The 25,588-nt window shown below is 35.8% G+C and carries 18 protein-coding genes; 10 read left to right on the plus strand and 8 right to left on the minus strand.

Annotation, left to right across the window (positions count from 1 at the left end; all coding sequences use genetic code 11):
- Positions 1–13: 13 nt before the first annotated feature.
- From PQ462_RS14385 to PQ462_RS14400, 4 genes are all read right to left on the minus strand, one after another.
- Complete coding sequence (locus PQ462_RS14385; protein ID WP_274250498.1) at positions 14–1,639, minus strand: glycosyl hydrolase family 18 protein; 1,626 nt, start codon at positions 1,637–1,639, stop codon at positions 14–16.
- A 180-nt stretch (positions 1,640–1,819) separates the two neighbouring features.
- Positions 1,820–4,474, minus strand: a complete 2,655-nt coding sequence (locus PQ462_RS14390; protein WP_274250499.1) for a beta-1,3-glucanase family protein — start codon at positions 4,472–4,474, stop codon at positions 1,820–1,822.
- 172 nt (positions 4,475–4,646) lie between these two features.
- Positions 4,647–8,597, minus strand: coding sequence for a family 16 glycosylhydrolase (locus tag PQ462_RS14395; protein WP_274250500.1), 3,951 nt, complete (start codon positions 8,595–8,597; stop codon positions 4,647–4,649).
- A 438-nt stretch (positions 8,598–9,035) separates the two neighbouring features.
- Positions 9,036–11,966, minus strand: a complete 2,931-nt coding sequence (locus tag PQ462_RS14400) for a triple tyrosine motif-containing protein (protein ID WP_274250501.1) — start codon at positions 11,964–11,966, stop codon at positions 9,036–9,038.
- A 616-nt stretch (positions 11,967–12,582) separates the two neighbouring features.
- On the opposite strand from PQ462_RS14400, the gene PQ462_RS14405 reads away from it, so the two are divergent.
- The 5 genes from PQ462_RS14405 (at position 12,583) to PQ462_RS14425 (ending at position 15,958) form a co-directional block, all read left to right on the plus strand.
- Positions 12,583–13,398 carry an alpha/beta fold hydrolase gene (locus PQ462_RS14405; protein ID WP_012026153.1) on the plus strand — a complete coding sequence of 272 codons (816 nt, stop codon included), beginning with the start codon at positions 12,583–12,585 and terminating at the stop codon, positions 13,396–13,398.
- 87 nt (positions 13,399–13,485) lie between these two features.
- Entirely contained in the window at positions 13,486–13,782 is a 297-nt protein-coding gene (locus PQ462_RS14410; protein ID WP_274250502.1) for a GNAT family N-acetyltransferase, read from the plus strand.
- A gap of 12 nt (positions 13,783–13,794) precedes the next feature.
- Entirely contained in the window at positions 13,795–14,415 is a 621-nt protein-coding gene (locus tag PQ462_RS14415) for an alpha/beta hydrolase (RefSeq protein ID WP_274250503.1), read from the plus strand.
- Complete coding sequence (locus PQ462_RS14420) at positions 14,415–14,765, plus strand: hypothetical protein (protein WP_274250504.1); 351 nt, start codon at positions 14,415–14,417, stop codon at positions 14,763–14,765. Before PQ462_RS14415 ends, PQ462_RS14420 begins: the two co-directional genes overlap by 1 nt.
- 254 nt (positions 14,766–15,019) lie before the next feature.
- The gene (locus PQ462_RS14425; RefSeq protein WP_274250505.1) at positions 15,020–15,958 is read left to right on the plus strand and encodes a ring-cleaving dioxygenase; all 939 of its coding nucleotides are present in this window, start codon (positions 15,020–15,022) and stop codon (positions 15,956–15,958) included.
- Between the two features lie 75 nt (positions 15,959–16,033).
- Here the strand turns inward: PQ462_RS14425 and PQ462_RS14430 are convergent, their stop codons facing one another.
- The 3 genes from PQ462_RS14430 to PQ462_RS14440 form a co-directional block, all read right to left on the minus strand.
- Positions 16,034–16,672: an HAD family hydrolase gene (locus PQ462_RS14430; RefSeq protein ID WP_274250506.1), complete on the minus strand. Its 639-nt coding sequence runs from the start codon at positions 16,670–16,672 to the stop codon at positions 16,034–16,036.
- A 94-nt stretch (positions 16,673–16,766) separates the two neighbouring features.
- The gene (locus tag PQ462_RS14435) at positions 16,767–17,231 is read right to left on the minus strand and encodes an NUDIX hydrolase (RefSeq protein WP_274250507.1); all 465 of its coding nucleotides are present in this window, start codon (positions 17,229–17,231) and stop codon (positions 16,767–16,769) included.
- A 65-nt stretch (positions 17,232–17,296) separates the two neighbouring features.
- Entirely contained in the window at positions 17,297–18,217 is a 921-nt protein-coding gene (locus PQ462_RS14440; RefSeq protein ID WP_274250508.1) for a nuclear transport factor 2 family protein, read from the minus strand.
- A gap of 187 nt (positions 18,218–18,404) precedes the next feature.
- Here PQ462_RS14440 and PQ462_RS14445 point away from each other — a divergent pair, with 187 nt between their 5' ends.
- Positions 18,405–19,574: a DUF4861 family protein gene (locus PQ462_RS14445; RefSeq protein ID WP_274250509.1), complete on the plus strand. Its 1,170-nt coding sequence runs from the start codon at positions 18,405–18,407 to the stop codon at positions 19,572–19,574.
- A 233-nt stretch (positions 19,575–19,807) separates the two neighbouring features.
- Here the strand turns inward: PQ462_RS14445 and PQ462_RS14450 are convergent, their stop codons facing one another.
- Complete coding sequence (locus tag PQ462_RS14450; protein ID WP_337992977.1) at positions 19,808–20,881, minus strand: substrate-binding domain-containing protein; 1,074 nt, start codon at positions 20,879–20,881, stop codon at positions 19,808–19,810.
- A gap of 160 nt (positions 20,882–21,041) precedes the next feature.
- Between PQ462_RS14450 and PQ462_RS14455 the strand changes: the two genes are divergently transcribed.
- The 4 genes from PQ462_RS14455 (at position 21,042) to PQ462_RS14470 (ending at position 25,422) form a co-directional block, all read left to right on the plus strand.
- The gene (locus PQ462_RS14455) at positions 21,042–21,491 is read left to right on the plus strand and encodes a YhcH/YjgK/YiaL family protein (protein ID WP_274250510.1); all 450 of its coding nucleotides are present in this window, start codon (positions 21,042–21,044) and stop codon (positions 21,489–21,491) included.
- An 80-nt stretch (positions 21,492–21,571) separates the two neighbouring features.
- Complete coding sequence (locus PQ462_RS14460; RefSeq protein WP_012026164.1) at positions 21,572–22,384, plus strand: SDR family oxidoreductase; 813 nt, start codon at positions 21,572–21,574, stop codon at positions 22,382–22,384.
- A 30-nt stretch (positions 22,385–22,414) separates the two neighbouring features.
- Entirely contained in the window at positions 22,415–23,599 is a 1,185-nt protein-coding gene (gene uxuA / locus PQ462_RS14465) for a mannonate dehydratase (protein WP_274250511.1), read from the plus strand.
- A 188-nt stretch (positions 23,600–23,787) separates the two neighbouring features.
- Positions 23,788–25,422, plus strand: a complete 1,635-nt coding sequence (locus tag PQ462_RS14470) for a hypothetical protein (protein ID WP_274250512.1) — start codon at positions 23,788–23,790, stop codon at positions 25,420–25,422.
- The last annotated feature ends 166 nt before the right edge of the window (positions 25,423–25,588 follow it).

Genomic DNA, 25,588 nt, shown 5'->3' on the forward strand with positions numbered 1-25,588 from the left:
GCCTTTTGAAAAATTATTTTTTAATAAAACGTCTCACCGTTTTGATTCCGTCTTTTTCAACTAAAATCAAATAGATTCCGCTTTTTAAACCTGAAACATTAATACTGTTGTCGTTTGCTTTTTGTGTAGAAACTGTTGCTCCGCCCTCAGAATTGATAATGCTTACATTTGCTCCCGAAACTTCTGCCGAGAAGAAAAGTGTATCTTCTGATGGATTTGGATATACGGTCAGACTTTCAATTTTATCTGCCGAAGTCGATTTAGCCGCTAAACCTGAAGCTGCTTTTGTGATTCTAAACCAGTTAATATTAAACCCTGTATTTTGAACATATATTCCGAAGTTATACGTTCCGGCATTTACATTTACGGTCTGCGTAATCGTCTGCCAGTTTTGCCATCCTCCAGTATTGGGAACATTTACAGCACCAAGCTGAATCGTTCCTGCATTTAAATCAGATGATAATCTTCCTCCGGTAACGGCGCTTGCCACTCGGTATTCAATTACGTAATTTCCTGAAGTTGGAAAATTAATGTTGTAATATGCCATCCAGTCGCCAGTATCACAATATCCAACGTTTAATCCGCCTCCCGTATCAGTTGTTGCTTCTGTCTGAACACCGCTCATCGTGTTGTAATTTTCAGCCTGAATTAAAGTTCCTGTTCCTGTTGGAGGGTTGCTTCCTTTTACAACTTGATCAACAGCTGTAAGTAATGATTTTGCACCCGTTGCATCCTGAGATAATTCCCAGATCATAACACCGCCAGCGTTTTGAACAGCAAAAGTTGTTTTTTGTTTAATCGTTGGGATTCCGTTATAGTAAATTGTATTTCCAACCTGATCCAGATTTTCAGCTCCCGGATACTGCGCTACGATATTGGCATAAGAAATTCCCTGATTAGCCGAAGCTCCAAAACCATATCCGTAAAAAGGAAGTCCAATAATAGCTTTACTTGCCGGTAATCCTCTGCCAGTCCAATAATTGAATTGGTTTACAGCCATGCTGTATGGAGAATGCTGTCCCGGATTTCCAGGTGCCCAAGGTCCTGTTGCATCATACGCCATGATATTGATCCAGTCATAAGCTGCAAAAGTAGATGAAGGTACATTTGCACCACCATATCCTTCTGAAAGCGCTGCTGAGATTAATTTACCATTAGCATGCAGTTTATTAGCAAGTGCAATTACAAATCCTCCGTAGTCGCCATTAATTGCCGGACCTTCTAAGTCTACGTCGACACCGTCAAAATTATGCGCCACTACATAATCGTAGATTTTTTGAATAAAAGCGGTTCTGTTTGCCGGCGTAATCAAATTAAAATAATTGTCGCGAATTGCGCCACCTTCAGAAACAGAGCCTCCTCCAAGCGATACAAAAACTTTAATATTCTGGGCATGAGCCGCATTAATAATGGCATTACTTCCTGAATTAAAACTCAAATAACCATTTGCATCGGGATTTTCGAACGCAATATTAATGTGCGTTAATTTACTGTACTGAATTGTACTTGAAAAAGCATTTAAATCTATCCAGTTCGGGATATAAGCTATTACTTTCTTTTGGGCTGACGCTAAATTAAAAAGACCCAACACTAAAATAATCATGCATTTCTGCAGCATTCTTCTGTAATTGTTTTTCATAATAATTGTTTTAATAGATTAATAAACTCGTAAATAAGGGGACGGTTATTGAGTTGTATATTTTTATTTAAGATTTCAGACTTTAGATTTTAGATTTGACTGCTGTGCAGTCTAATTTTGCAGAACTAACACTACCTAAATTATTACCTAAGACCTAAAGCCTGAGATCACTTTTTAAAACTATTTTTTGATAAAACGTTTGATCGTCTGTTTGCCGTCTTTCTCAAAAACAATCAAATAGATTCCTTTTGCTAAATGCGAAACGTCGATACTGTTGCCATTGCTTTTTTTCGATAAAACAGTATTTCCTGATTGTGCATTAACGATTTTTACATCTCCTCCTGAAAGGTCTGTTGTGGTAAACAATGTATTTTCAACCGGACTTGGATAAACATTTAAAACGGTTTCTTCCGGCGCTTCTTCTGTTTGAACCGAAGCCGTTTTAGCAGCTAATCCTGCGCCTACTTTTGTAATTTTAATCCAGTTGATGTTCATTCCGGTATTTTGAATATAAATTCCGAAATTGTACGTTCCTGCATTAACATTTACAGTCTGAGAAACAGTCTGCCAGTTTTGCCATCCTCCAGTATTTGGAATATCAACATTTCCTAAAACAATTGTTCCTCCGTTTAAATCAGATGATAATCTGCCGCCTGTAACAGCACTTGCTACTCGGTATTCTATTAAATAGGATCCTGTTGTTGGGAAATTGATGTTGTTATACGCTAACCAGTCGCCTGTTTCTGTGTAACCTACATTTGATCCGCCGCCAGTATCTGTAGTTGGTTCAACCTGAATACCGCTCATAGCTGAATAGTCTTCTGCCTGAATTAAAACCGATGTCTGCGAACTTACTGCCGGAACTAATTTCCATTGTCCGCAAGTTTGATTGTTGTTATCCCATTGCTGTACAATTGCTCCAGAAGCCGTGCTTGCTCCTGCTACCTCAACGATTCTGCCGCTATGACGCGCTACAATTTTGTAATACCCATCGCCTGTAGAAACCAAAATAAACTGTTGGTTTGTTGTTGCATTGTATGGATATTGCTCTACTCTTGCACCATTGGCTTTATTGAAATTGTTAATATCCATTGACATACCGCTGTGGTTGGCAATGATTTTATACATTCCGTCGCCTAAATGCGTGAAAGTAAATTTCTGGTTGTTTCCTGAATTCAGAGCACCCTGGTTGATTCCTGCACCGTTTGACATGCTTGAATTCCAAACGTCCATGTATAAACCGCTGTTTCTGTTTTGAAGAAAGAAAGTCTGGTTACCTAAAGTTGTCGTTCCGTTTGCAATAACTCTAATCGAACTTACTTTATCATTCCACGTTGTGTTTAAACAAGAATTATCAGAATTGATTACGGTTGAAGTTCCTGTAAAATTATCATCCATATACAAAATCGCCTGATAACCCTGAGTGATTTTAAGTGAAGAAATATCATCATTTAAAACTCCTAAAGAATTTAAACGAGCCAGATTGTAATCTCCAATTGTTAATCCGCCTGAGAATCCTGTGTAGTTACAATCTTTATAAACCGTAATGACGTCTGTAGAAGCCGGAACTGAAGGTGTTAATCCTGCATAACCTCCAAAAGTAGCAATAACCTTTGTTGGCTGTGGCGAATGAAGCGATGGTGACTGATCTGCAACATCATCATAAGCAAATCCATAAGCCAGATTATCAATATTGATTCCCGGTAAATGCCAGAATTTAGAATAATGGTTTGTTGGGTTTACCTGATAATATTTCGATGCATCGTACCAGTTTTGCTGTCCCGGATTTGCAGTTGTCGTGTTTACAACGTGACGGTTAATTGCAGCTGTTAACTGCGATTGAATTACAAGGTCTAAATCGCCGTCAACCAGTCTTCTGTCCAGAACACCTTTTCCTTCAAGAGCTTCCTGAGTAGTCGGTCTGTTTTGCACACGTCCTGTTCTTCCAACAAAAGCCCCCGACTGCCCAACCATTTCCAGCTGTTCGCCAATAACTCTTCCTTTAAAAACTCCGGCATCTCCGGCATAAAAAATTAAATCTTCATTTTTGTATTTGTTCCAGATTGCGTCGATATACGATTTTAAATAATTTGCATATTGTCCTGATCCTTCGGCATAAGCAGGAGTTTTAGACGGTGCCGTAATTTCTCCCGTTGCATCGTTAACGCAGCCTTGAAATTCTGCAGGAACATTAGCTTTAAAAGCCGCAACAATTTCAGCATGTTTCTTTAAATCTCCCACTTTCTTTTGGTAACCATTTGCTCCAAATAATTCCAATCCCATTGGATATTTATATGAATCAACTCGTGTTGGGTTTCCGAAGAATCCATGCTGATTGTTTGTTAATTCAATCATTTCATATAAAATTCCCTGATTTGGATCTGTAGCATTCTGCGGATTTGGCGATGCATATCCCGAAGGTGCTCCGCTTGCGCCAAAAAAGTAGAAATACAATTGTGAACCTTTAGAAATAAAAACACGGCATCCTGCGATTAAAGGTAAAGTGAAGGTTTTGTTTGGAATTTCACTCAACTTGGTAAAACAAGCGGCGTATTTTGAATTTTGTCCCGGTCCTGTATTACCTCCGTAAGTTGGTCCGGTAACGGTATTATAAGAAGCATTCATTGGTAAAACCTGACTTGTTTTGGCATTTACCCAAACATGGTTTCCAGTTGTATAATCGATCCCGACAATGGCTACATATAAATCGCTGTCGGCAAAAGTTGAATTATTGGCAATCGTAAAGGGAACTGGTCCCTGACCATACATTAAGCTTGAAAACACCAGAAACAGTGCTGTCAAAATGGATAATCCTTGAAGTTTATTTTTCTTCATATCTAAATAATTTTGGGGTTACATAAATAGATTCTAAACCTAAGTCATCTTCTAAAAAATGACTTTAAACAATCCGTCTGGTGCAATTCGCGGTGCTATCCTTTTAAGTTTTATTCCAGCTTTTTGAATTGGGGGTTACTTTAAAATGAATTACACCCAACGGATTTTTAAATTATTGCTTGATCAGTTTTTTGGTCCAGCTTTTTTGATCTGATTTGAAATTCAAAATGTAAATTCCTTTTGTCAGTCTGCTTAAATCAATTACACTTTCACTGGCATTTGCTTCGGGTTTATTTTGAAGCATCAGCGTTCCTGAATTGTCGTAAATTGTTATGATTTTATTGTCTAAATTTTCAGGAAGTGAAACCTGAATGTAATTACCAGCAGGGTTTGGATACACAGCAAAAGCGGTATTTTCTGCCTGAGTTTCTTCGACAATATTGGCTTTTTTAGCCGTTGAAGCCGATCCGTATGCTTCGATTTCATATAATGAATAACCGTAAGGAGCCAGAGCTTTTGCTGTACATAAAATACGAAGGTATCTTCCGGTTCCGCTTACTGTTAAATCATCTGTTCCTCCATCGCTGGCAGTCTGCGTGTTTATAGTTTCATTTTCTGTGAAAACATTATCTGTAGAAAGCTGTACTTTATATTGCGCTGCATAAGCCGCTTCCCATTTTAATACTACACGATTAAGGTTGTAATTACTTCCTAAATCCACGTAAATCCATTCTGTTGCATTGGCAAAAGAGCTTGCCCATCTTGATACTGTTCCGTCACCATCTGTAGCTTTACCCGCAGATAATGTTGGATTTTCTTCTGTAGAAGCCGTTGCTGTTTTACCTAAAGCTAAATTTACATTTGGGTTTGAAGTAATGTTTCGAACAATTACATCACTGAAAACTCCAGTTGCTAAAGTTCCATTTGCATGAGACGTAACTGCCATTCCTGCATAAATGGTATTTGCCATTGTAATTGTTTTTGGCGTGCCAACCTGCGTCCAGGTAGTTCCATTGTCAGATGAATAAGACGTAAATGTATTTCCAGATCTTACCAGACGAACCCATTTTGGAGCTGCGCCGGTTACTACCTCAGCTGTAGTTACTCCCGAAGTTGCATTACGAGATAAAAACTCAATTCCTGCAGCTGCGCTTGCATCGGTCATTACGTGTTTAGAAGTTGGTGTAAGTGTTTCACGAAACATTACTCCCGCTTTTGCATACGTATTTGTATTGGTAAGCGAATTTACTTTGGCAATAATTTCAGCATCGCCAGTAATTGGCTGATTTACATATTGAAACTGATCGCTGGTTTCCCAAATATCTGTTCCTGAACCTTTAATTGTAAAAGTTCCACTGGCATGTGTCGCTTCTCCGGCTGGTGTTACCGCTCCTAAATCTGTACTGATCCAAGGAGAAGGCAATCCTGCCGGAGTTTCTGTAGAAACTAAATTTAAAGCTCTTAAATTATCAAAATAATACGTGTTTCCAGAATTGGTTCCCGGCTCAAACAAGAAAACAAAACGGTTTACATCATTATCTGCTGTCGAGGCATCCGGCGTGCTTACATACGTAAACGTAATCGTGTGCCAGGTGTTGGTTTGTTTTACAACTCCCTGATAAATACTATGTCTCCCTACTGGATAATTAGACGGAATTGAAGCACTGCTTTCTGCCTGCCATGAAATAATTGATCCAACCGGAGCCGATGTATAGACATCCATCGCAAACTTTTTAGTTCCGGCTTTAAAATCACCAATGTTGTTTAAAGTCGTATTAAATGAGAAGTTATCATACAATTCTGTTGACTTACGAACATATCTTCCAACGTTTGATGAAGTGTTGATACCGCCTGCACTTGGATTAGCCACATTTGCAGTGTAGGTTCCAATAGCATCTCTAAAAGTAATATTGTGCGTGTTTTGGTAATCTTCATAAACAACGCCCGGCGTAAAAGTATCCGGCAGTTTTGTTGATGCAATTCTGATATTATCAAAATAATATGTATCGTTTGTATAAGAACCTGAATTAAACAATAAAACCATTTGGTTAACTGCTAAATTTGAAGTTCCTGCATCCGGACTTGAATTGTAATAAAAAGTCAAGGTTTCCCATTGATTCTGTTTTGTTGTAATAGCGACATAATTACTATTTCTTCCTGTTGGATAATTTGCAGGAAGCGAAGCTGCGCTGTTTTCAAAATTCATGCTTACAACCGTTCCAACGGGAGCTGTCGTGTAAACATCTATCAGGATTTTGTTGGTTTGGTTTTTGAATAAACCGGCATCTTCAATAGAAGTTTGTGTATTAAAGAAAAGTACATCGTACTGCTCTGTTACATTTCGGACGTATTTCGCCACATTTGCCGACGAGTTAACTGAATTTGAACCCGGATTTGCCACAACAGAATAAGTTCCCGTTGTAGTTCCTTTTATAATTTTATTGATGCCGTCGTAATTCTGCAAAACATCTGTGGCAGCAATTGGTTTTTCTGGTACTGCTTTTGTCAATAAATTATCGAAATAATACGCTGCCCCAGAGTTTGAATTGGATTCAAAAAGCAGTACAACATTATTAATTGTCAAAGCACTTGTATTTGGATCAATGATTTTTTCGAATTCAAATTCTATGGTTTCCCATTTATTCTGAACTGTTGTTGTCGCTTTAAAACCACTATGTCTTCCTGATGGATAATTTGTTGCTGTTGTTACGTTGCTGTTTTCTAACTGCATCGAAATTTTAGTTCCAACAGGCGCCGAAGTATAAATATCAAAAGAAAGTCTTTTTCTTCCGTAAACATAATCGTTGGCGTTTGTGATCGTTACGTTTCTAATATTCAAAACATCGTACAATTCGCTAGAATTACGAACATATCTTCCTACCAAAGCCGATGTATTAATTCCTGTTGCAGAAGGATTCGCAACAGCTTCTGTCAAAACTCCGGTTTTTACAGGATACAATACATTTCTATTACTTTGAAAATCTTCATGTATTTTTTCTACAGGAATGGCAGGTTCTGTTGTTACAGCCAGTTTATACGTATTTGCAGTACAGCCTGAAGTTGTAGCAGTTACCGAAACATCTCCGCCTGCTGTTCCCCAATTTACCGTTATAGAATTAGTTCCCTGTCCAGAAGTTATGGATGCTCCCGCAGGAACTGTCCAGTTATATGCCGCTCCTGCAATAGCGATTATTGAATAGGTTTTACTTGTTTCGTTTTGATATACTTTTGCATCTCCGGCAACGCCGTATTTGTAACTTCCGTCATAAACACGAACGTAATCTACCTGAAGTTTTGCAGGGAAATCACCCGGAACTGGAGGAACTCCTGCTCCATTAACGCTTGTATAAGGCGTTCCTGCGCTACCCACAGCCAAATTCAAAATAATATAAAACTGACTATCGTTAAAAGGCCATCCGCCATTTACAGTCGTATTTGGAGTAGCGGTATGAAACAAAACATCATCTACAAACCATTTAATAAAATTTGGTCCCCATTCTACAGCATAAACATGAAAATCAGTAGACAAATCTGTTGGAGAACTGTAACTTCTGCCAGTAAAATGATAACCATTTCCGTCATAATGAATAGTTCCATCTACCGACTGCGGGTTTCTGTGTTTGGCTTCCATGATATCAATTTCACCCGTATAAGGCCAGTTTCCGTTAACAGGAAGCATCCAGAATGCCGGCCAGGCACCTTGTCCGTTTGATAATTTCATACGGGCTTCAACCCTTCCGTATTTAAGCGAATATTTTCCTTCTGTAGTTAATTTTGAAGAAGCATAAGGCTGATCTGGAAATGATCCGCTGGGCTGGTATTTAGCCTCAATGTTTAAGTAACTGTTCGTTCCTTCTTTTACAATTGTAGCCTGATTTGGATCGTAACGCTGAGCCTCAGCATTTCCGAATCCGCAGAGTGAAGGACAGCCGTTTCCTGAAATACTCTGCCATTTGGTTAAGTCGACTGTAGTACCGTTAAATTCATCAGACCAGACCAAAGTTTTACATTGTGCCTGAACTTTTAAAAACGGAAGCAATACAAATACTGCCACAGCCAAAAATTTGAAATAAGAGAAATTGTTTTTCGGTGGTCGGCCGAAAAAAGAGTCATTTTGATTCATTTTTTTTAGTTTTTTGTTAGTAAAGTTTATTACCGTAATAAAACCCATTTTGCAGTAAACAGGTTATTATCTTAATAATAATCCGACAATATTAACAAATAAATCAGGCTAGACTTACATTTTTGAGTACGGTTTGACTACGGTGATTTAAAAAAATTGAAGAAAAAAAGCGTAAAACTACTTAGGATATTACTTACGAGATATAATCCCGTTTTTTAGAAGTTATTCTTAATCGTAAAGGCTGCAAAAAAAGATACAGGAGATTTTAAAGGCGTGAAAAATTCTAAATACATAGAAACATAGATTTTCTTCTTACTTCTTATTTTAGAGTATAAAAAAAGCTCGCTTTCACAAATAGCTATGTGCATTTTAACTATTGAAACGCCTTTTCTGTAGACAAAGTAAAACTAAGTTTCTATGTGTTTAAATAATAATAATCTAGAAATTAAGAATAAATTCTGTTATGTTGGTATCAGACGGAAGCTGTAATTTTTTACGAATACGGTATCTGGTATCTTCAACACCACGAACAGAAATTCCTAAAAGCGGTGCAATTTCTTTTGTATTAAAGTTCATTCGCAGATAAGCGCACAAACGCATATCACGAGGTGTTAGTTCCGGATAACTCTGTTTCAGCCTCTGCATAAAATTATCATGAAGCTGGTTAAAGATTTCTTCAAACTCATTCCACTGCTTATCTCCCTGCAACTCGTGATCGATTAATTTGTTTATTTTGGTTAACAGACTAAAGTTTACATTCGGTTCATTTTTCTTATCAATCTGGCTGATAAGTTCTTTTATAGAAAGCAGGATTTCATTTAAATGAATGAGGTTTACGGTACTGGAAGCTACTTTAGCATTTTTTAGATTAATCGTTGCTTCGAGATTTTCACGTACAATAGCCATGTTTTCCTGTTCCAGTGTCAGTTTCTGTTCGTTTAGTTCAGCACGGCTTCTTAGCAGTTCCTTTTCCTGATCCTGAATTAACTGCTGGCGCTGTCTTCCGGCAAGTGTTTTCTGGTATTTAATGATGAGATAAATCACTACACTATAAAGCAAAAAATACAAAATATAAGCCCAGATCGTTCTGTACCAAGGCGGTAAGATTTCAAAACGAAAAACAGCTTCTTCACTTACCACATCATAAATGTTTTTTGCCCTTACATGAAAAACATATTCATTTTCAGGAAGGTTAGTATATTCTTTTTCTGTCTGAAGACTGCAGTCAGACCATTTTGGTTCAAAACCTTCCAGCCAGTATTCGTATTTCGTAGCTTCGGCTTCATCATAAAAAAGTGAGGCAAAAGAAAAATGCAGGGCATTATTCTCATAAGATAAAATGGCTGATAATTTGTCATCAACAGATTTGTTTTTGTTAGGGAGCACATCGTATCGGCTTGAAAACAGGAGACTGTCTTTTGGAATAATACATTTTACTTCAGAAATTACCGCCTTATATTTGGTTTGATACTTTTTGTTTTTAACTGCATTGTAATGAATTAAACCATCCTGTGTTCCAAAAAACACATCTCCTCCGGCAGTAGTCTGAATATTCTCAAAACCCGGAACATACAAATAACGAAGCTTTCTAAAAGGCAGTTCTTCAACATCAAACGTATTATTCACTTTTTTGGTCATTTTTCCTGTATTTTCTCCAGAAATGTACCAGATATTCTTTTGACTGTCTTGTTTCAAAAGGCGGATATGATTTTCAAGTCCAAGATATTTTTTGAAAACCGGATCCGGTAACATTTTCTTTGAAACAGGATTCTGCTTATAAACGCCTTTAGTTGTTCCAAAAAGAATTTGATTATCGATTTTAAAAGTATTAAGAAACAAGCTGGAAGGAAAACCATTTTTTTGATTATAAAACTGAACATCAGAAACTGCATCAAATGTCTCATTAAGTTTAATTTTAAAAATGCCTTTGTAACCGTGAGCAATCCATATGGCATTATTTGCATCGGTTTCTATGACACGACTGCTTTCTTCAAATCCTTTTAATTTATGCTGATACACCCAGCTGCCGTTTATATTTTTTAAAAGATACAATCCGGTATAACCGCCTGCAAGCAGTAAATCAGGATGATTGGGAACAAGAATTCCCTGCCATGCGCCGTCTATTTTTGCCAAAATTCTGGCTGAATTTCCTGAAACTTCAAAAATTCCGTTTTTTTCAAAAGCCAAAAGCGAATTTCCAAAAACGCCGATATTCCAAACATTTTCAGACATTCCTTGAATATGCTGAAAATGAATATTATCCCGTTTTCCGTTTTTATACGCCTCCCAGTCAAGCCAGAACAAACCATTATCTGTCGCTATATACAATTTATTTTGATAAATCTGGCTGCAGTATATTTTGGTTTCAGAATTTGAAGAATCTAAAACTCTCGACAACGGCGAAGAAATCTGAATGAGTGAAATTCCCTCTTTGAGCATTACCCATAAGTTTCCTTCTCTATCAACTTTAAAACTAGTTACATAATCATTTTGAAGTCCAATTTGTTTATTGATATGCTGAATTAAATGTCCTTCACTATCTATAACTATCAAACCGGACTGACGTGTCCCAATTCCGAAATAACCATCTGAAAATTGAATCCCGGTTGAAATCTGATTCTGCTTCAGCAAATAATCTGCTTCCGTTACAAAAGGTTTTATCTGCTTATCGGTATATAAAAAAAGACCTTCTTTTTGGGTAAACAATAAAAGACCTTTTGGGGTTTTAAAAATCTTTCTAATCTTCATTCCGGCAAACTTCTGTCCGTCTGGAAACGGAAATAAAGTATCGTTTTTTAACTGCAGTAATCCTTTGTCATTATCAGAAACATAGATTTCATCACCAGTTTCAAAAAAATCATCAAAATTATATTTTGACTTTAAAACCTTGATTTTATTGTTTTTGTAGATAAAAATAGCTTCATGAGAAAAAAAAATGACTTCATTATCTCGAATAACAGTGTGAACAACATCTCCAAAGTTTCCAGCCGAAGCAGGAAGCAGTTTTACTAAAGATGTATATCTATATTGACCGTTTGATAATTGAATAACATAACCAAAATCGCCCTGTGCGCCTGCGTACATTTTATCATCTTTATCAATAGCAAGAGAGCGAACCATACTGCGGTTCTCTGGCTGCGTGATAATACTCCATCGAACACCGTCAAACTGCATAATTCCAAAATGATTGGCAAAAAACATCATGCCTTTTGAATCCTGAATAACATCCCAGTTTTCTGAAGCCGCTTTATAGGTTTTGGGACTATAGCTGGTAATAAACGGAACACCGATTTTTTTAATTTGAGAAATAACAACCGGAGAAATAAGTGATACTAATAAAACTAAAAATCTAATTATAAATTTCGTCATTTTGTTTCTGTCTGTAGGTTAGTTTGTGATTTTTGGGAATCACAGCTTTAAAAAATGCCTCTTTGGGAAAAGTCATTCTCTATGCAAAAAATTCAGTTTTACTTCATCTCAATTAACAATTCAGCATTATTAATAGATTAAAAAAATGAATGTCGAAATTCAAATATATAAAAATTTATTTTAATGTAACAAATTGCATTAGTTATTAAGAATACTAAAAACCAATAATTAAAACCTCAAACCTTCCTCAATTTTTTTCATTTAGACAAAGCCTGAAAAACGTATTAAATACAATTATTAAGATAAAAAGTAATTCAATCGTAACACAATTAAAAAAGATTTATAAATAAAAAAGCTTTAAATTTATTATACAAATCTTAAAATCAATAAATTAAAAACAAACGAACGAGTAACTTACTCATTACAAAAAACAAAAATTTTAAAGCATTTTTTACTTCTTAATCTAGGTTAATCGATAAACATTTATCGCTGTAATAAATTTGCATCATAATCATAACAACATTAAACATCGAGGAAGTTAAATGTTAAAAAGAAAAATTTAATTAGAATTTAAAATCAAAATAACAAATAATAGTAATCTTAAAAACTTAAAATCATGAGCACATTTGCAGTAAACGACGGAACAGAAATTTATTACAAGGATTGGGGAACTGGACAGCCAATTGTTTTTCATCACGGATGGCCGTTATCAAGCGATGACTGGGATGCACAAATGATGTTTTTTCTTCAAAAAGGATACAGAGTTATTGCACACGATCGCCGCGGACACGGACGTTCTGGCCAGAGTTCTGAAGGAAACAACATGGAAACTTATGCATCTGACATTGCTGAATTAACTGAAGCTTTAAATTTAAAAGATGCTATTCACGTTGGTCATTCAACTGGAGGCGGTGAAGTAATTCGTTACGCAGCAAAATACGGAAAAGGACGTATTGCAAAAGCAGTAATCATAAGCGCAGTAACACCAATAATGATTCAAAACGAGTCTAATCCTGAAGGTGTGCCATTGTCAGTTTTTGATGAAATCAGACAGGGAACAGGTTTTAACAGAGCACAGTATTTTTACGATTTCCCTACCGCATTTTACGGCTGGAACCGTGAAGGACAAACTGTTCAGGAAGGTATTAAACACAACTGGTGGCGTCAGGGAATGATGGGGTCTGTTTTAGCACATTATGAAGGAATTAAAGCCTTTTCTGAATCAGATTTTACAGAAGATTTAAAAAGTTTAGATATTCCAGTACTTGTGTTACACGGTGAAGACGATCAAATCGTACCTTATGCACAGGCACCAAGAGCGGCAAAACTATTGAAAAACGGAAAATTAATTTCTTATCCGGGATTCTCTCACGGTATGCCGACTATAAATGCTGAAACAATCAACAACGATATTCTGGCTTTTATAAAATAAATCAATACAGACTGCCTGTAAAGAATTATGTGTACAGGCAGTTTGATTTTCTCTTAAAAATTACAAACAAGCACACATTCAAATACTATGGAAACAATAAAATTAGAATTAAACGAAAAAAAACACGGCAGTTTTAATTTGTATGTTGATGATAAAAAATTAGGCGAAATGACAGTAAGCATTAAACCCGGCCTGCTGACAGTTTACCATACAGGAGTTGAGCCCGAAGGTGAAGGAAAAGGTTATGCTAAGAAACTTTTAGAAGAAATGGTTTCTTATGTTCGTGCCAATAATTTAAAAGTTTTACCCCTTTGTCCTTACGTTCACGCTCAATTTAAAAGACATCCGGATGAATATGAAGATATCTGGCAGAAACAATCTTAAAAACAGAATAGTATGAACACAGAAATTTTAACAGACGGTGTACCTTTAAATGAAGCTAAAAAAGCTTTAATTATGATTCACGGCCGTGGTGCCGGTGCTCATGATATCCTTTCGATTGCCAGACATCTTAAGGTTGACGATTTTGCACTGGTTGCGCCTCAGGCAGAAAACAGAACGTGGTATCCGTATTCGTTTTTAGCACCTTTAAACGAAAATGAACCCTCTTTTTCAAAATCATTAGAAGCAATTCATCAGATTGTAGTAGCGGTGCAGCAAAACGGAATCGAGAAAGAAAACATCTACTTCTTAGGATTTTCGCAGGGTGCTTGTCTTGCTTTGGAATTTACAGCACGAAATGCCTCAAAATATGGCGGAATCGTTGCTTTTACAGGCGGATTAATTGGTGATCAGGTTTATGAAAATCATTATTCAGGAAACTTCGAAAATACGCCTGTTTTTATAGGAACAAGTGATCCTGATTTTCATGTTCCCGTAGAAAGAGTAAATGATACCGAAGCCTTGATGACAAAATTGGGCGCAGATGTTACTAAAAAAATCTACCCAAATATGGGACACACCATTAGTCAGGATGAAATAAATTGTGCCAATGCATTAATTTTCAATAAAAAGTAATGATTACGATAACTCGCGTTTACAGCGATGCAAATGGAGAAAGTCATTTTGAAGACTTTGAAGTTCCGTTAAAAAACAACGGCAATATCGGATTTTTATCTGATGACGAACCCGTAAAATCTATCGTTTTTAGAGAAGTCAGCCCTTCTTATGATTACGATTTTCATAATGCACCAGACCGCCAGTATATTGTTTTACTGGAAGGCGGTGTAGAAATTGAAACTTCATTAGGAGGAAAAAGAACATTCGATACCGGTTCAATTCTATTAGTAGAAGACACTACAGGAAAAGGACACAAAACAAAAAATATTGAACCTAAACTAAGGAAGTCAATATTTATCAAATTATAAATTCATCAACATCTTATAATCTGCTGTGATTAGTTTTTAGTCACAGCAAAAAAACACTGACAGCAGATTTTACTGCTTTCAGAATACATTTCTATTCCCTGTTTTAAAACTATTGCCGCTGGAGACAAAAACTAAAAAACAGCGGTAAAATATTGTCCTCAGTTCTTTCTTAATCTAGGTTAATCGATTAACAGACAGAGTAGACGTAAATTTGTAAAAGAAAAATCAAACAACAATTTAATATAAAAAATACCATGGAAAATAAAATTTTAGGCTTACACCATATTACTGCAATTGCAGGTGACGCTAAACGCAACTTTAACTTTTATTCAAAAATATTAGGATTAAGATTCATCAAAAAAACAGTGAATTTTGACGATCCGGGAACATACCATTTTTACTTTGGCGACGAAGTGGGAAGCGCAGGAACTATTTTAACTTTTTTCCCTTGGGGAGAAGGAATCCAGCAAGGCAGAAAAGGTTCTGGAATGGCTACAGAAATTGGTTATTCTGTTCCAAAAGGAAGTCTTGATTTCTGGCAGAAACGTTTTGAGCAGTATAATGTGATTTACAATAAACCTGCTGAAAAATTTGGAGAAAAATACCTGACTTTCTTAGATCCGGACGGATTAAAGTTAGAGTTAATCGAATCTAAAACGGATGATAACAGAAAAGCCTGGGAAACTGACGAAGTAAAAGCTGATGTGGCAACTAAAGGTTTTCATAACATTACTTTGACTTTAAACGATATTAAACCAACAGCAGCGGTTTTAACTGAAATATTTGGTTACAAATTGATCGATCAGGACGTAAACCGTTACCGTTATGCAACAGATGCTGTAGAAAATGCTGCTATTGTTGACTTGGTAGAATTAGCTGATGAAAAACGCGGTTTAAATGCCAACGGAACTGTTCACCACGTAGCTTTTCGTGTAAAAAATGATGAAATATTAATGCACTTCCGTGAAAAAGTCGAAGCATACGGATTGTCTATTACACCACAAATTGACAGACAGTATTTCCACTCTCTATATTTTAGAGAACCGGGAGGCGTTTTATTTGAAATCGCTACCGATAATCCTGGATTTACAGTAGACGAAAGCTTAGAAGAATTAGGCCAAAACTTAAAACTTCCGGCACAATACGAACCACAGAGAGCAGCAATTGAAGCTCATTTGGTTAAAATAAATTAATTATTAAACTACAGCACAACTAATGTAAAGCTGTCCCCAAAAAGGACAGCTTTTTTTATAGATTATTTTCTAAAATTAAATTGACAGCATTTTACTCAATTCTTCGTAGCTGTCAAATAAAATGGCTCCTTCTTCTTCTAAATCTTCGTTATTAAAACCATTAACAAAACCGTACACTTTAAAACCTCCGCTCACACCTGCCTTTACTCCTGCTTTACTGTCTTCTATTACAATGCAGTCTTTTACATCAAAACCCATTTGCTGAGCGGCATGCAGAAAAATTCCAGGTTCTGGTTTCCAGCTGCCAATTTGATACGAACTGAATATTTTATTTTCGAATTTGTCGATCAATCCCGACACTTCTAGATTCAAACGGATTTTTTCGACAGGTCCGCTTGATGCCACACAATACGGAATTTTTAATTTCACAATAAAATCTTCAATACCTTTCATGGGTTTTACCTGTGTTTTAAAAGCTTCAAAACTTTTCTCGCGATATTCTGTTTCAAAATTTTCAGGCAGTTTCTGGTCAATTGCTTCTTCAATATGACGAAAACAATCTTTTAAATTTCGGCCGTTAAAATATCGGTATGCATCTTCGAGTTCCATTTCGAATCCGTGTTCCTGAGCCATTGCCAGCAGTATTCCGTTGCCAATTTTCTCAGTATCAACCAAAACTCCGTCACAATCGAAAATAATACATTTTACATTCATAATTTTTAATTTACTTTTTAGAACCACTTTATAACATAAGCAGTAAACCAAAATGGAAAGTACAAAAATTATTTTGCAAAGCTGTTATTGTGATTTAAAGTGAAGACGAAATTTTAGAAACCATCTGAACAATAAAATCAGCCTGTGCGGGATTTATTTTCTTTATGGCTTCCGCACTTTGAAACCATTCACCTTTGTCTACTTCGGGAAAACTTTGAAGTTTACCGGATTTTGGAGGCCATTCCATTTCAAAATCATTGCTTTTAATCAAAGATTCATCGAGTTCAAATTCGACAGCCCATGCATGAACCATTTTACCCGACTTCAATTTTACATATTCGAGTTTAATAAAATCTCCATCGACTTTAAAACCGGTTTCTTCCTCAAATTCTCGTTTAGCAGCTTCTAACGGATCTTCTTCAATAGTAAATTCTCCTTTTGGAATTGACCAGCTTTCTAAATCTTTATTTTTCCAAAACGGACCGCCCGGATGAACCAAAAAGAAAAAAATGGTTTTATCTACAAATTTATATGCTAATATTCCGGCGCTCTGTTTCATACAATTGCTGTTTATTTTTTAATCTTACTGTATAAATATCGTCATTCTTTTTCAATCTTAACTATTTAGTTATGATTTACCATCTGACGGAACAACATTAAAACGCCATTTTCATCTCTTTTCCAAACGTTGGTGCTTTTTCCCGTTACAATGGCCCTTCCCTTTTTATTGTCCCAGGAAACATCTACATAATAATAACCGTATTCAATAACAAAATTATTAATGGGGATCATTTTTCCTGCCTTAATAGATATTGAATCAATCGAAACTCCATTTGGCTTTTCATGTTCTTCAAAATAAGGCTTAATGTTTTCTATTCCAACAAACATTGGTGCATCATAAGTAAGATATATGGCATCTTTTGTAAAAAATTCTACAGCGTGTTTTTCACCTTCTCTTTTCGAGACCAATTCGGCGATGCGTTCATTTCGTTTACCCACTTCGGTTTCTAAAGTTTTATTTATTTTAGGTTTTGGCATTTCACTTTCTTTCGTTTTTATAGAGGCAAAATTAGAACCGTCAATCGCTTTATTCGCTCCCCAGATTTCTGACTCCAGAATGAGTTTTCCATTTTTCTCAACCTTCCATACATTCAGATATTTTCCATCATAAACCAAAACAGCACCGTTTTGATTTGTTGAATGAATATTAAAAGTCCCTATTTCGACGGCATAATTGCCTATTTGTTGAATTTCGTAGATATCTCTTTTATAACTATTGATTGTAAATTTTGAAAGCCATTGCTGATAATAGGATTTAATATCTTCTTTTGTATACAAAGCTTTATGATATTCAGGCATACAAGCCGGTTCATTATCATCATACAAATTGGTAATAGCACTAAAATCTTTCCGCAAGAAAGAATCGGCAATCTGGCTGTTTACCTTTTTTAGTTTTTCTTTCAACTCGTCTGAACTTTTTAGCTGTGCCCAGGAATTGATAAAAACCAAAAGAAAAATAACCATTGATAAATATCTCTTTTTCATCTTTTTAGAGTATTAAAATTGATTCATTAAATGTAAAGAAAAGAATCATAATCTGTTAAAAAAAACATTTATATAAAATTCATTATCAAACACTTGTACATTATTACCCTATTTATGGATTTAAACAATCTTTTAGATTCGTATTTTTATGAAATAAAAAAAAGCAGAAATTTAAAATATTCATATTGTGAAAAAACATTTTTTATCAATCGCAATTCTGGCAGGAACTTTTACGGTTCAGTCTCAAAATAAAATTATTACGATCAGCAATAATTTAAAAACTGACAGAGAATTTGAAACTGTAGAACTAACAAAAAAAAATCTTGGATTAACAGCCGATTCAAAACTTGAAAATTATGCTGTTAAAGATCTGGGCAGTAATTCATTTTTAGAAACCCAGACTGTAGACAATGACGGAGACGGAACGGCAGATGTTTTGTTGTTTCAGCCAAAGATCAAAGCATCTTCTAAACAAGATTTTGAAGTTTTAGCTGGTGCGAATCCTTCACCTTCAAAAGAAATTAACTGCTATTCGCGCTTTGTTCCGGAACGTACAGACGATTATGCCTGGGAAAACAACAAAGTCGCTTTTAGAACTTATGGTCCTGTGGCTCAAAAAATGGTCGAAGATAAAATTCCCGGAGGTACTTTAACAAGCGGTATTGATGCCTGGCTGAAAAGAGTCGATTATCCAATTATCAACAAGTGGTACGAAAAAGCCGCTAACGGAACAGGAACGTATCATAAAGATACTGGTGAAGGTCTGGATAATTTTCATGTTGGAGACAGCCGTGGTGTGGGCGGAATTGCGGTAAAAGCTGACGAAAAGTATTATTTCTCGAAAAATTTCATAAGCTGGAAAACAATTACAACCGGTCCAATTAGAACGAGTTTTATTTTAACTTATGCTGACTGGGACGCCAAAGGAAATAAAATAACCGAATCAAAACTAATAAGCTTAGATTACGGAAGCCAGCTTTCCCGCTTTGAAATCAATATTACAGGAACTAAGGAAATTGCAGCCGGATTAACTCTTCATGATAAAAAAGGAACAATTGGAACTAATTTAAAAGAAGGCTGGTTAAGCTATTGGGAACCTATTGATGATTCTGAAATAGGAACTGGTTTAGTGGCTTCAAAAAACACTTTGCTGAGTTTTGACCATCATGTAACAAATGAAAAAGATTTAAGCAATCTTTACGGAAACATTGCTGTTAAAAACAATAAAGCCATCTATTATGTTGGTTTTGGATGGAAAAAAGGAAGTCTGTTTCAAACCAAACAAGAATGGGAAAAATATCTAAGTTCTTTTGCAGAAAAAATCAACAATCCATTGATTGTGAAGATTAAGAAATAATAATCATTGCCACTAATTTGCTAAGAAACTAAGATTTCCCTTCTGAAATTGAACATAGCCAATGGTTTCAACCATTGGGCGCAATGTAAATTATACCTATTATTGTGTTCCCCTGGTTGAAACCACGGGCTATGATAATTATTTAGCCTGCGGATTTTACGGATGAAACGGATTGACGCAGATCCATTTAAAATAAACCTGCTTAATCCGTAAAATCTGTGAGCTAAATTAAATCACTTCTTAGCAGGAAAATAATTTTCTTTTAAAATAATCTCCAGCGGAATATAATTTGTGCGTTCTGTATCTTCCTGCAGCACCAGTTTTTTATACAAATAATTAATTCCCATATACCCCTGATCTTCGGGTCTTTGGTTAATTAAGAAATCAATAACGCCTTTATTTAGGTATTCAATATTTTCTTTAAGCAAATCAAAACCAATAATTCGAACACCTTTTATGTTGTTCTTTTCTAAAAATTCGGCCACAATATACGCTCGCGAATTGGGTACAAAAATGCTGTTTACCCCAGAAAACATTTCAAGATTCAGCTGGTCGATTCCGGAATCTTTTAAAGTGAATTCTGAAAAATTAAAATTCGTCAATTCATCATGATCTTTAAAATACGAATAAAATCCTTTAATTCTCTGCTGATAAACTGATGTACTTTCGATTTCGCGGGTAATTTTAAAAATCAAAACATGCCTTTCATTTTTAACGGCAAAGCTGATGAGTCTTCCGGCTAAATAACCACTCTGAAAAGCATTTTGACCAACATAAGCATGTTCATTTTCTTCAGAAATATTCGAATCGATCATTACAATCGGAATGTTTTTGCTTTCGTATTCTTTTAAAAACCGAACCGAATCTTCATAAAAAATAGGCGCAAACAACAAACCGTCGCAGTCAAATTCCATCACTTTTTTGACAGATTCCTTAAAAGAAGCCAGATTATAATCGTAAAAAAAATAATCCAATACAATACCGAATTTACCAAATTCCAAAGCTGCTTTTTCGATTCCGTCCGTCTGGCTCTGCCAATATTCCAAAGTTTCGGACTTAGGAAGAAAAACCGCAAAATGAAATTTTTTGTTTAAAGCCAGATTACTAGCCAGGATATTTCGCTTATAACCAAACTCTTCAATTATCGCATTAACCTTGTCTACAGTTTCCTGAGCCACCTGTCCGCGTTTATGAATAATCCTGTCAATAGTTCCGGGAGAAACATTTGCCAATTCGGCTATTTTTTTAATTGTTATGATATTGATTCTTTTTAAGTTAAAATAATAAAAGCTCCTTTGTAAAATTATATTTTTTTAGCAAAAATAAGTTGTTTTACATCACAATTTACATACATTTGTAAAATACCGTGTGCGTACACGTAAAATTACACAAATTGTAAAAATAATTTTATTTTTTTGTATTCTTTATTCAAAATACGCCTTAATAATCAAGATAAACTTAAACCAAATGATAATAGATTCAGTACATAATGCAGCAAAATACTACAGACTGCATCCAAATTTTCAAAAAGCTTTTGAATATGTAAACCAAACCGATATCGCCAGTCTTGAAGCCGGCGTTATTGAAATAACCGAAGGTTTAAAATTAATCGTAATACACGGCGACGGAAGTTCGAGAGAAGAAAGTATAAAAGGATTTGAATGCCATGACAAAAACATTGACATTCAGATTTCAATACAAGGTCCGGAAACTTTTGCATGGAAACCAAGAGAAAAATGCATAAGCCCAAATGGAGATTACAGCGATGAAAAAGACGTTCGTTTTTTTCATGATAAACCAGATATGTTTTTTGAGCTTCAGGAAAAACAATTTGCGATTTTATATCCAGAAGATGTTCACGCAGCCATGATTGGCGAAGGTTTTCTGAAAAAACTTGTTTTTAAAGTAAAAATTTAAATAGTAAACTAAACCATAACCATACTTTATTTTCCAAATTGGAATTTGGGATTTTAAAGTATTGAAAATTTAAACTAAAAATGGATTCAATATTCAATTTAAAAGGAAAAATTGCTCTGATTACGGGAGGTGCCGGAGTTTTAGGAAGCAATTTTGCAAATGTATTAGCAAAACAAGGCGTTATTGTGGGAATCGTTTCGCAGTCACTTGAAAAAGCCGAAAGCACTGTAAAAACTCTTGAAGCAAACGGCGGACAAGGTTTTGCGGTTCAGGCCAATGTTTTAAATAAAGAAGAAGTAGAAAAAGTAAGAGATTTTATTGTTGAAAAATACGGACGTCTTGATATTTTGATTAACGCAGCCGGCGGAAATATGCCGGGAGCGACTATCCAGCCGGATCAGGCAGTTTATGATATGAAAAGCGATGATTTACAAAAAGTAATCGATTTGAATATCATTGGAACCATGCTTCCTACTCAGGTTTTTGCAGAGTTATTTGCTAAACAAAAACAAGGAAATATCATCAACATTTCATCGGCTTCGGCACAAAGGCCTTTAACGAGAGTTGTAGGTTATTCGGCTTCAAAAGCGGCGATTGATAATTTCACGCAATGGATGGCAGTTGAATTAGCCCAAAAATATGGTGAAGGAATTCGTGTAAACGCTATTTCACCAGGTTTTTTCATTGGAGAACAAAATCGTGCTTTATTATTAACTCCGGAAGGAAAATTAACTCCAAGAGGTGAAAAAATCATCGATCACACGCCAATGGGAAGATTTGGAACTCCAGAAGATATTGATGGTGCACTTTTGTTTTTATGCAGCGATATGTCAAAATTCGTAACAGGAACTATCTTAAAAGTTGACGGCGGTTTTGCTGCAACAAGTATCTAAAAACTAACTCACAAAACAACATAATACACAATGGAACAAACATTAAGATGGTTCGGACCAAATGATCCTGTTTCTTTACAAGATATTGCACAAACCGGAGCAACCGGAATTGTAACAGCTTTACACCATATTCCAAACGGAGAAGTTTGGAGTATTGATGAAATTATCAAAAGAAAAGTTGAAATCGAACATCAGGACGGCGATCCTAAAAAAGGTGCTTCGGGATTAACGTGGTCAGTTGTAGAAAGTATTCCGGTTCATGAAGACATTAAAAAACAGACTGGAAATTACATTCAATACATTGAAAATTATAAAGAAAGCATTCGTAATCTGGCTTTATGCGGTATCAAATGTGTGTGTTATAATTTCATGCCTGTTTTAGACTGGTCAAGAACCGATTTATCCTATACTGTTGAAGACGGATCAAAAGCACTTCGTTTTGATATAAATGCATTTGCAGCTTTTGAATTGTTCATTTTAAAAAGACCAGGCGCAGAAAACGAATATTCTGATGAACAAAAACAAAAAGCAAGAAGCTATTTTGAGGCGATGACTGCCGAAGATAAAGTTAAATTGCAGCAAAACATTCTTGCCGGACTTCCGGGTGCCGAAGAAGCGTATACGGTAGAAGATTTCTTAATAACCTTAAGTGCTTACAATCATATTGACAGACAGGCTTTAAAGAATAATCTTTTTCATTTTTTAAAAGAAATTATTCCGGTTGCAGAAAGCAAAGGTGTTTTGATGGCAATTCATCCAGATGATCCTCCTTACCCAATTTTAGGCCTGCCAAGAGTTGTAAGCACCGAAGAAGATTTGATCGAGTTAATGAACGCTGCTCCATCTAAATCAAACGGGTTTACAATGTGTACAGGTTCTTACGGTGTTCGTGCCGATAATGATTTACCGGGAATTGTAAGACGTCATGGCGATAAAATGAATTTCATCCATTTAAGAAGTACACAACGCGATGAAGAAGGAAGCTTTTACGAAGCCAATCACTTGGAAGGCGATGTTGATATGTACGAAGTTGTAAAAGCAATTCTTGAAGTCGAAAAAAGAAATAACAGCAAATTACCAATGCGTCCGGATCACGGACACCAAATGCTGGATGATTTAAAGAAAAAAACAAATCCGGGTTATTCTGCTATCGGTCGTTTAAGAGGACTGGCAGAACTGCGCGGACTGGAATTAGGGATCAAACGATCTTTATAATTGGTTTTGACACCAAGGCGCTAAGGCACGAAGTTTTTTATTTTTTTGTTTCACGCTCCCGATAGCTATCGGGAGCGTGAAACAAAAATCTTTTTAATCCTTTTAATCTGTGGCTAAAAAAACTTCGTGCCTTAGCGCCTTGGTGGCAAAATCAAACAAAAAACTAACTAACCACAAAACCACAAACCATGATTCGCCAAGCCATTATTATCTCCTGTGGCTTTTTTATGAATACCATATTGGCGCAGGAAATACCAAAAATTATTACTTCACCCAAAACTAATTATCTTCCGGATTTTAGCTATGCAGGCTATCATTTCGGCGAAAGCCCAATTCCTGAAACTGCCGGAAAAATTATTAACGCAGCAGATTTTGGAGTAAAAGCCAATGACGAATTAGACGATTCAAAAGCACTTTTAAAAGCCTTTAAAGCAGCAAATGCTGTTGAAGGAAATGTAATTCTGCAATTGCCGGCAGGACGAATTATTCTAAGCGATATTTTGTATATCGAACGAAGCAATTTTGTACTTCGAGGCGCTGGTTCTAACGAAAACGGAACCGAAATTTACTGTCCAAGGCCCATGATGTATCTTAAAGATTCTGAAGTTTTGGCTGAACTTCGCGAATACTTAACCACTTTTGATAAAAGACAACGCGAACCAGAAAACAATATTGATCTTCCTTTTTCACAATATGCATGGTCAGGAGGTTTTATCTGGACGCAGGTTCCGGGTGAACGTGTAAAATCGTATTTAGATAAATATGAACCAGAATCCAGTCCGTTGGCGAAAGTGAGTTCAGGAAAAATAGGCGAACATATTATTACGGTTTCTGATGTAAAAGGATTAAAAGCCGGCGACGTTGTCGAATTGCAATTGTTTAATAAAGACGGCGAAAATGGCGAAATCATCAACGATCTATATCAGGGAGCTAAAGTAAAACCGGGTTCACATCATTGGAAATTTCCCAAACTTCCTATCGTGAGACAGCAGGTTGAAATAACCAAAATCTCTGGCTCTAAAATTACTTTAAAAACACCTTTAACCATTTCAATAAAACCAAGTTATCAGGCGCAATTAGTCGAATGGAAACATTTAAATGAAGTTGGAATCGAACATCTTCGTTTTACGTTTTCTGATATTCCCAGCGTCGCACATCATGTTGAACCCGGAAATAACGGTATTTTCCTGACCCGTCTTTTTAACAGCTGGGTTAAAGATGTAAAAATCACCAATGCCGACAGTGGCATTCTTGCTGAAGAAGTTTCTAACGTTACCATTCAGGATATTACGACAGATGGGCCGCACTTAGCGCATTATACAGTAACATTAGGCGGTGTGCATAATATTCTGGTTAAGAATTTGAAAATTTACAATTCAGCCGTTCACCCATTAAGTTTCAACACTTTTGCTACTAAAAATGTCTATCAAAACTGCGAAATATTTACAGATCCTGTTTTAGATCAGCACTCTGGAGCCAATCATCAAAATTTATTTGATAATATTACGGTTCATGTAAAAGCCAATAAAAACAATAGTTACGCATTGTTTGGCGGCGGAGGCGCTGATTACTGGAAACCTTCTCACGGACCTTTCAGTACTTTTTGGAATTTAAATGTTCAGGTTGAAAATCCAGATACATCAAAACCCGTTTTATTGTACGGAATGAAAGACGGCGCTTTAGCCAGAATTATTGGTGTTCACGGAAATGCAAAATTTGAAATCAAATACGACATTGATCCCTACATTGAATTTTTAAACATGCCAATTGAGAAGATTCCTTCGCTGTATGATTATCAATTAAATAAACGTTTGAAAAAATAAATTTAAACACATAGAAACATAGCTTTTAAGAGCGTAAAAAGGCGTTTCACTTGCATAAAAAATCATAGGTTTTGCGTGAAAGCTATGTGTGAAAAACTAGTTTTTTAAAAGTCTTGTTTATAAAAAGAAAAATCTATGTTTCTATGTGTTTAAAAATTAATCTCGC

Origin of the sequence: Flavobacterium sp. KACC 22758 (genome assembly GCF_028736135.1) — a bacterium.
GTDB classification, from domain to species: domain Bacteria; phylum Bacteroidota; class Bacteroidia; order Flavobacteriales; family Flavobacteriaceae; genus Flavobacterium; species Flavobacterium johnsoniae.

Excerpts from the sequence above, each read along its gene's own strand:
- PQ462_RS14385 (WP_274250498.1), bottom strand. The coding sequence starts at position 1,639 with ATGAAAAACAATTACAGAAGAATGCTGCAGAAATGCATGATTATTTTA.
- PQ462_RS14390 (WP_274250499.1), bottom strand. The coding sequence starts at position 4,474 with ATGAAGAAAAATAAACTTCAAGGATTATCCATTTTGACAGCACTGTTT.
- PQ462_RS14395 (WP_274250500.1), bottom strand. The coding sequence starts at position 8,597 with ATGAATCAAAATGACTCTTTTTTCGGCCGACCACCGAAAAACAATTTC.
- PQ462_RS14400 (WP_274250501.1), bottom strand. The coding sequence starts at position 11,966 with ATGACGAAATTTATAATTAGATTTTTAGTTTTATTAGTATCACTTATT.
- PQ462_RS14405 (WP_012026153.1), top strand. The coding sequence starts at position 12,583 with ATGAGCACATTTGCAGTAAACGACGGAACAGAAATTTATTACAAGGAT.
- PQ462_RS14410 (WP_274250502.1), top strand. The coding sequence starts at position 13,486 with ATGGAAACAATAAAATTAGAATTAAACGAAAAAAAACACGGCAGTTTT.
- PQ462_RS14415 (WP_274250503.1), top strand. The coding sequence starts at position 13,795 with ATGAACACAGAAATTTTAACAGACGGTGTACCTTTAAATGAAGCTAAA.
- PQ462_RS14420 (WP_274250504.1), top strand. The coding sequence starts at position 14,415 with ATGATTACGATAACTCGCGTTTACAGCGATGCAAATGGAGAAAGTCAT.
- PQ462_RS14425 (WP_274250505.1), top strand. The coding sequence starts at position 15,020 with ATGGAAAATAAAATTTTAGGCTTACACCATATTACTGCAATTGCAGGT.
- PQ462_RS14430 (WP_274250506.1), bottom strand. The coding sequence starts at position 16,672 with ATGAATGTAAAATGTATTATTTTCGATTGTGACGGAGTTTTGGTTGAT.
- PQ462_RS14435 (WP_274250507.1), bottom strand. The coding sequence starts at position 17,231 with ATGAAACAGAGCGCCGGAATATTAGCATATAAATTTGTAGATAAAACC.
- PQ462_RS14440 (WP_274250508.1), bottom strand. The coding sequence starts at position 18,217 with ATGAAAAAGAGATATTTATCAATGGTTATTTTTCTTTTGGTTTTTATC.
- PQ462_RS14455 (WP_274250510.1), top strand. The coding sequence starts at position 21,042 with ATGATAATAGATTCAGTACATAATGCAGCAAAATACTACAGACTGCAT.
- PQ462_RS14460 (WP_012026164.1), top strand. The coding sequence starts at position 21,572 with ATGGATTCAATATTCAATTTAAAAGGAAAAATTGCTCTGATTACGGGA.
- uxuA (WP_274250511.1), top strand. The coding sequence starts at position 22,415 with ATGGAACAAACATTAAGATGGTTCGGACCAAATGATCCTGTTTCTTTA.
- PQ462_RS14470 (WP_274250512.1), top strand. The coding sequence starts at position 23,788 with ATGATTCGCCAAGCCATTATTATCTCCTGTGGCTTTTTTATGAATACC.